Source organism: Pseudoalteromonas sp. 5Ae-yellow, assembly GCF_014077565.1.
GTDB lineage: Bacteria > Pseudomonadota > Gammaproteobacteria > Enterobacterales > Alteromonadaceae > Pseudoalteromonas.
In genome coordinates, this window is record NZ_JACGWD010000120.1 from 1 (window position 1) to 6,421 (window position 6,421).

7 protein-coding genes and 2 pseudogenes are annotated in these 6,421 nt (G+C 37.8%); 6 read left to right on the forward strand and 3 right to left on the reverse strand.

The genetic code is table 11. The annotated features are described in order from the left end of the window. Positions 1-126 precede the first annotated feature (126 nt). From H4J63_RS19300 to H4J63_RS19325, 6 genes and pseudogenes are all read left to right on the forward strand, one after another. A pseudogene (locus tag H4J63_RS19300) lies at positions 127-471 on the forward strand (molybdenum cofactor guanylyltransferase); the annotation flags it as partial. Beyond that, positions 468-1,007 carry a molybdenum cofactor biosynthesis protein B gene (gene moaB / locus H4J63_RS19305; RefSeq protein ID WP_007585240.1) on the forward strand — a complete coding sequence of 180 codons (540 nt, stop codon included), beginning with the start codon at positions 468-470 and terminating at the stop codon, positions 1,005-1,007. The pseudogene H4J63_RS19300 and the gene moaB, both read left to right, overlap by 4 nt. 1 nt (position 1,008) lies before the next feature. Continuing rightward, positions 1,009-1,479 carry a cyclic pyranopterin monophosphate synthase MoaC gene (moaC, locus tag H4J63_RS19310; RefSeq protein ID WP_024593775.1) on the forward strand — a complete coding sequence of 157 codons (471 nt, stop codon included), beginning with the start codon at positions 1,009-1,011 and terminating at the stop codon, positions 1,477-1,479. Continuing rightward, a complete protein-coding gene (locus H4J63_RS19315) occupies positions 1,457-1,756 on the forward strand; it encodes a MoaD/ThiS family protein (RefSeq protein ID WP_182198043.1) in 300 nt (99 codons plus the stop codon). The genes moaC and H4J63_RS19315 overlap by 23 nt, the downstream gene beginning before the upstream one ends. Beyond that, positions 1,756-2,214, forward strand: coding sequence for a molybdopterin synthase catalytic subunit MoaE (gene moaE, locus H4J63_RS19320; RefSeq protein ID WP_182198045.1), 459 nt, complete (start codon positions 1,756-1,758; stop codon positions 2,212-2,214). The genes H4J63_RS19315 and moaE overlap by 1 nt, the downstream gene beginning before the upstream one ends. A 151-nt stretch (positions 2,215-2,365) precedes the next feature. Further along, complete coding sequence (locus tag H4J63_RS19325) at positions 2,366-3,685, forward strand: hypothetical protein (protein WP_182198047.1); 1,320 nt, start codon at positions 2,366-2,368, stop codon at positions 3,683-3,685. A gap of 143 nt (positions 3,686-3,828) precedes the next feature. Here H4J63_RS19325 and H4J63_RS19330 read toward each other — a convergent pair whose 3' ends face one another. The 3 genes and pseudogenes from H4J63_RS19330 to cobA form a co-directional block, all read right to left on the reverse strand. Then, positions 3,829-4,056: a putative zinc-binding metallopeptidase gene (locus tag H4J63_RS19330; RefSeq protein WP_259365851.1), complete on the reverse strand. Its 228-nt coding sequence runs from the start codon at positions 4,054-4,056 to the stop codon at positions 3,829-3,831. Positions 4,057-4,076: 20 nt separating this feature from the next. Then, positions 4,077-5,288, reverse strand: a complete 1,212-nt coding sequence (locus H4J63_RS19335) for a nitrate regulatory protein (RefSeq protein ID WP_182198049.1) — start codon at positions 5,286-5,288, stop codon at positions 4,077-4,079. A 271-nt stretch (positions 5,289-5,559) separates the two neighbouring features. After that, a pseudogene (cobA, locus tag H4J63_RS19340) lies at positions 5,560-6,297 on the reverse strand (uroporphyrinogen-III C-methyltransferase); the annotation flags it as partial. Between the last annotated feature and the right edge of the window lie 124 nt (positions 6,298-6,421).

Sequence of the window (6,421 nt, forward strand, 5' to 3'; positions counted from 1 at the left end):
CTTTCTGAGGAAAAATGCAGCTAGGGCACACCCCAAACGCGATCGAAAAACAGGAGTATTTCAGTATGGGGTAGAGCCAAATTTTTAAGGCTGTACTTAATATTTTTCTTAAGTACCTACCTATGACTCACAAGTAGTTTGTTAAGCACAATAGTGCTGGCTTCTCAGACAAATAACGTACAAAGTATGAACAATCAATTAAATCAGTCACAAATACAGGCTTGGCACTTTGAAAATGAACCGCTACCGCTGTATATTCGTAATACAAGCAGTGTAAAAAATCATTTAAAACACATACTCACAAACGCAAACTGTCATAAATCAATAAAACAGTTTACCCAAAGCATTGGTGTGCAAACGCTTTTATGTAATAAAGCGCATGCATTAATAAACACCAATACACCGGCGCAATTTAAAGCTGTAAATGAGCATTTTGACCAAAGCATTAATCAATTGAGAAAAACATTATGAGCCACACAAGCGATACACAAATACCTTTAAACATTGCCGTACTTACCGTAAGCGACACGCGCGATGCGATTACCGATACTTCTGGTCATTACTTAATTAAAGCGCTAACTGAGGCGGGTCATCACTTAGCGGATAAAGAAATTGTTAAAGATGATGTCTACCAAATGCGCGCTATTGCATCGCAGTGGATAGCCGATGACACCATTCATGCTATTTTAGTGACTGGCGGTACAGGTTTTACTGAACGCGATTCAACACCTGAGGCATTTGCACCGCTGTTTGATAAAAGTGTAGACGGCTTTGGTGAGCTATTTAGACATATATCGTACGGCGAAATTGGTAATTCAACTATTCAGTCTCGTGCATTGGCAGGGCTTGCTAACAACACCGTTATTTTTTGCATGCCAGGCTCAACAGGCGCATGTAAAACAGCGTGGACAGGCATTATAAAAGATCAACTTAACTCAATGCATAAACCGTGTAACTTTGTACCGCACATTACCATTGGTAAAAAGTGTGAATCGCGTGAGCAATAGTATGTTGAGCCACGTTGACGAAAACGGCCAAGCTAATATGGTTGATGTATCGCTCAAAGACGTAACCTTGCGCGATGCCTCAGCTGAAGCCTTTATTAGCATGAGTAAGCTTGCCTTTGAGCAAGTAATGCTCAATCAAAACAAAAAGGGCGATGTGTTAGGCGTGGCACGTATTGCGGGTATTCAAGGCGCTAAAAAGTGCGCCGATTTAATCCCGCTTTGTCATCCGCTTGCACTTACTAAAGTCGCTGTTGATTTTGAACTTGATGAAGCAAACAGCCAAATTAAAATAACCAGCTACTGCAAACTTGCCGGTAAAACTGGGGTCGAAATGGAAGCGTTAACAGCGGTATCTGTTGCTGCGCTTACTTTGTTTGATATGTGTAAAGCAGCCGACCCACTAATGGAAATTAGCGGTATGCGCGTTACTCAAAAAGCTGGGGGCAAAAATGGCAGTTGGCAACGCGATTAATCCAAACGATGCAATATCTAGCGCCCAAAATGTAGAGATATTATTTTTTGGGCAACTAAAAGAGCGGTTAAAGTGCAGTAAATTAAGCCTTGAGATTGAGCAGTCGCTTACTATTTCAGAGCTTAAATTAAAATTAGTGAGCCAATACCCGCATTGGCAACCGTGGCTTGAGGAGCGTGAGCTACTTGCAGCGCTTAACCAAACTATGTCATCAAGCGACGAAATAGTGAAAGCAGGGGATGAGCTTGCCTTTTTTCCGCCGGTTACAGGTGGCTAATGAGCATACATATTCTAGTACAAACCAATGATTTTAATGTAGGTAACGAGCACAATACGCTTTGTAGTAATAACAAAAGCGATGGCGCTGTTGTCACCTTTACAGGTTTGGTAAGAGAGTTCAGCAGTGGCGATAATGTTATTGCACTTGAGCTTGAGCACTACCCTGGTATGACCGAGCAACTGCTTCAATCTATTGCAGAGCAAGCACAAACTCGCTGGCAACTGGCGAGAATATGCATTATTCATCGCGTTGGTTACTTAGCACTTGGCGAGCAAATTGTATTTGTAGGCGTAACTTGCCGCCATCGCCAAGCCGCGTTCGAAGGCGCACAATTTATAATGGATTACTTAAAAAACCATGCCACGTTTTGGAAAAAAGAGCACTTTAAAGACTCATCAAATTGGGTTAAGTTTAAACAAAGTGACAAACAAGCGCTGGGCAAGTGGGAAGAGTGATACAGATATTTAATTATTTACGTTCAGTAAAGGCTTTATAGCTCGATAATAAATAACTTATGTAACTCTCAGTTTGCGTGTGAAGTCTGCGTTTTTCGTGTTATAAATCAGCAATATTAGATTGTTAGCTCGACCCAAGTCTGGAAGACATATGCGCACATCAAAAATGTTATATTTTACAATATTATTACTTGTTCTACTTTCAGCTTTTCTTGCTGTATGGGTATATGATTTAAAAGAAGGTAAAGATTTACTAAGCTTTACCATATCAACAGTAAGCTTTTGTATAGCCGTATTAGCTTTATTTATTACTGTTAGAACATATACATCAATTGATAGTGTAAATAATATTAGCAAAATGGAAGGTAACATTTTAGATAATGAAAATTACGTAACCTCACTTCCAGAGTTGATTAACCAGTTTAAGTCCCAAGATGAAAATACACTAGAGAAAGAAATTTTTGACTCTATTGAGCATAAACTAAAAAAAGAGTCAGAAACCGCCGTTCTTTTTGCCGATACCCTGCAATATATAATTGACCTAATTGTTTTATTTCCAGCTGTTTTTAATGCATCAGAAACTAACAAAGTACTTTATAAAAAGCGTATGGATACAATTTTGTCAGAAGTTGATAGGCGCTGTGAAATATTACACTCGGTGAGTAAAGGTAATTCAATTCAAATAACGGAAACAATAAAGCTATTTAAAGCTGTTGTGTCTTACCAAAATTTTGTAGCTGATGATAATTTTAATATTCATGCAGACTTACTTCATGTGAGAGGTCCAATTCTTCGTAATCCAGTGACAAAAACTATTTACCATAATTACCTAGGTTTGTATTACAACAAAAAAGGCATGCATTTATTACGAGAGTCGCTAAATATGAACTCTGTAGATATTTTGTCGATTGATGGTTTAGAGTTGGCTCAAAAAAATATTAATACTATAGAGCCATCAATACTTGAAGAAGTAAGTATGTATCTTAAATCTGCCGCTGAGCAGTTTGATAAAGCACTTAGAATATCTAGCGAAGATGTTATGTGGCCTGGTTTTATTAATTACAATAAAGCTCGAACGGTGTATTTTTTAGCTTTACTATCAAGTACAGAGCTTAATTGGTTAGATATTCTCGACGAAGCAATAGAGTCTCGCAGCAGGTTAAACCGATTAATTGACGAAATTTTGATGATAGACAGATCAAAACCAGACGATATAGTCAGTACACATTTAAGAGAATTTTTTCTGTATCAAGAAGAGTTAGCACGTACAGTGAAATTAAATCTTTTACTGTCGGATAATTTAACCAGACAAAATAATGCGCCTATTTTATATAAAGGGATTAATATCTCTGATATCTCAAACGAAAAGCTCGCGGATTTATTTGTTTCAATACAAAAGTTTTCTACAGTTAGTATTTACCAAGAAAAAATCATAAGTCGACTTAAGAATAATCTCGCTGTGACAAACTAACAAAGCTTCAGCGAGAAAGTTGGGGATATACTATTTTTACGGCTTTTTTCTCATCATAAAAAAGCCACCTACCTATGCATGAAAAGTCATAGCAAGAATAAATGGCTCTTTATTAAAATGTTTTTTGGACTGAGCTTATTTTATTACACTTTTCCAATGCTCAAATCAGGCATTAAATTGAGCCTGTTATGAATGGCATGATGGATGAAAGATAACTTAGTTCGCACCGCTTGAGTAAGTACAAATGGGTAGGCATCGGCAAGTCCCATGCTGCGATTTAGTGAATTTAGAATGATCGAAAATTCCATCCAAGTATCTAAAATAGCATCAATCGATGTTTGTGAATTAAAGTAATAAGCACTTTGTGGCAATCGAAGCTCGTCTGCTTCATCTAATCCATCGCTTGTTTTTGTAGCTGTTTATGGGCTTGCTCTTCAGTGAGTTTTAATTGCTCAATAAGTATGTACTTGGCTTGATGAATAACTTTTTGCTCACTAATAACTTTTTTGGCATCAAGTAACGCTTGGTTTATTTGTTTAATATGTTGGCTTTGCTCGATAATTAAATCGTACATACTTTTATTACTATTGAGCTTATCGGCCGCAATGTTTTGGCTTACTTCTGGCTCTTGTTGCTTAATAGCTAATTGCCCAAAAGTAGGGGCTATGTGTTGCTCTGCCATATTATTAAGTACCTGCTTATTTGTATTTAAGCTACGTTGAGCACAGGCTATTTGCATTGCTGCGGTATCAATTAACTGATCTGCTATATTTTGTTCAATTTTGTGCATTATATCTATGCGCGTAGTGGTTACCTCGTACCATACTTCGCTCAGTTGTGAGAGCGGTTGAGCGTTCTCATCATCGAGCTTTTGCAGTAAACTTCTCAGTTGCTCTACCTGATTATTAACCTGATGTGTTGTTAGTGTGCCAAAACATTTTAAAAGGTGCGCATCGGCGTATTCATTAAAAAAGTCAAAACTGTGGTTTTGCTCTTGTACAAAATGCGCGAGTTGTTGTTTTTGCTCTGTGGTAAATTTACTCGCTGCAAATGCTTGAGCACCACATGCTCGCTCTTGTCCTGCGTATTCTTTACCTTGCATAAAATTAAAAAATGCGACTAATAAGCGCGTTATTTTGGGATCGCTTGCGCCATCGGCTGCCTCTAAAATAATATTGAGTAAACTAGCAATTAACTGAGTGAATGACTGAGTAGCATGCACTGCACTAATATTTTGTTGTGCTATTTGGTTTCGCAAGACGGGTAATGCGTCGAGTGCTTGCAAGCTATACGTAATTAAATTAAATAACCGAGTATGGCCAGTATCGGCGTTGTCGTTTATAAATGTTAGCTTAAGTGAATCATAAAAATTAGTTTGTGCGCTGTTGCTTAAAGGGATCTGCTCTTGTAATTGGCTTTTGAATCGCTCGCGATTTGAGGCCAAAAATATATTACTCATCGCGCGCTCTTTTTGTAACTGGTGTACAAAATCGCCTAATTTAGTAAGCGAGGCACAACTGTTTTGTAATTGCTTTAGGGCATGTATTTCTTGATATTTAGCCGCTAATAAAAACTGTTTTGTGAGAGGATTGCTTGTCGCCATTGGTATTATTCCACACTTTTTTGTTTTTAAAGTGCAACCACTGTTCCAATCATTAATAAATTTCATCATTGAATTTAAAATCAAGCTAATACAATTGCTTAAAGTATAATTTTTGTTTATCACTGTATTTCTATAATTTAAATTGCCATTACTTTTAACTTATTTGGTGCATTTAAACATGTTATTGCACACAACTTGAACCCAAATTAAAAACAAAAAAAGCGCCTACTCCTGGGGAGGTAGTAAGCGCGAAAAGTGCATTATTCATTATCTATCTTGCGTTAACATTAATACTGTTTAGTAACTCTGGGCTGATAGCCATTTTATGATTTATTACTTCGCCAATCATAATTAGGGTAGGGCCTTGAAGGTTGTGTTTAGCATACTCATTTACAACATGCTCAAGCGTACTGGTAATTACTTTTTGCTTAGTGGTAGTGGCATTTTCTATTAGTGCAATGGGTGTATTACTTGGCCAGCACACTGATTGCAAACCGTTGCTTAGCGATTGTAAGCGCGAAAGCCCCATATAAACCACTAAAGTAGGGTTGTTGTTTCCTGGCATAAACGCGTAATTTTGCCAATGAGGTTGCTTGTTAGGATCGGCAAACTGCGCCGTTAAAAATGTAACACTACGCGCTACATCGCGTGCTGTTAGCGGAATACCTGTATAAGCAGAAGTAGCACAAGCCGTTGTTACACCCGGAACAATCGCAAAATTAATATTATGCTTAGTTAGCGCATCGGCTTCTTCGTTAATACATGCAAATATACTCGGATCGCCGCCTTTTAAACGCACTACGTTTAAGCCTTGTTGTGCGTATTTAACCAGTAGTTCGCAAATGTTAGCTTGGGTCATCGAATGCTTACCAGCACGTTTACCTACAAATACTCGCTGTGCTTTTTTAGGAAGCGTTTTTAATAAATCATCGCTTACTAACCAATCGTATAAAACAACATCGGCGGTATTAATTAATCGCTGCGCTTTTACCGTAATTAGCTCTGCGTCTTGTATCTCTCATTGATAAATGATTAGCTATCATTTATCACATCGAAGTCAGTGAGCTTGCCTGTGCGTCTAGTATTTAATACTGCTCCGTAGATAAGGCCCTGACTTTCTATTCTCAGAAACT

Excerpts from the sequence above, each read along its gene's own strand:
- H4J63_RS19325 (WP_182198047.1), top strand. The coding sequence starts at position 2,366 with ATGCGCACATCAAAAATGTTATATTTTACAATATTATTACTTGTTCTA.
- H4J63_RS19315 (WP_182198043.1), top strand. The coding sequence starts at position 1,457 with ATGGCAGTTGGCAACGCGATTAATCCAAACGATGCAATATCTAGCGCC.
- moaB (WP_007585240.1), top strand. The coding sequence starts at position 468 with ATGAGCCACACAAGCGATACACAAATACCTTTAAACATTGCCGTACTT.
- H4J63_RS19335 (WP_182198049.1), bottom strand. The coding sequence starts at position 5,288 with ATGGCGACAAGCAATCCTCTCACAAAACAGTTTTTATTAGCGGCTAAA.
- moaC (WP_024593775.1), top strand. The coding sequence starts at position 1,009 with ATGTTGAGCCACGTTGACGAAAACGGCCAAGCTAATATGGTTGATGTA.
- moaE (WP_182198045.1), top strand. The coding sequence starts at position 1,756 with ATGAGCATACATATTCTAGTACAAACCAATGATTTTAATGTAGGTAAC.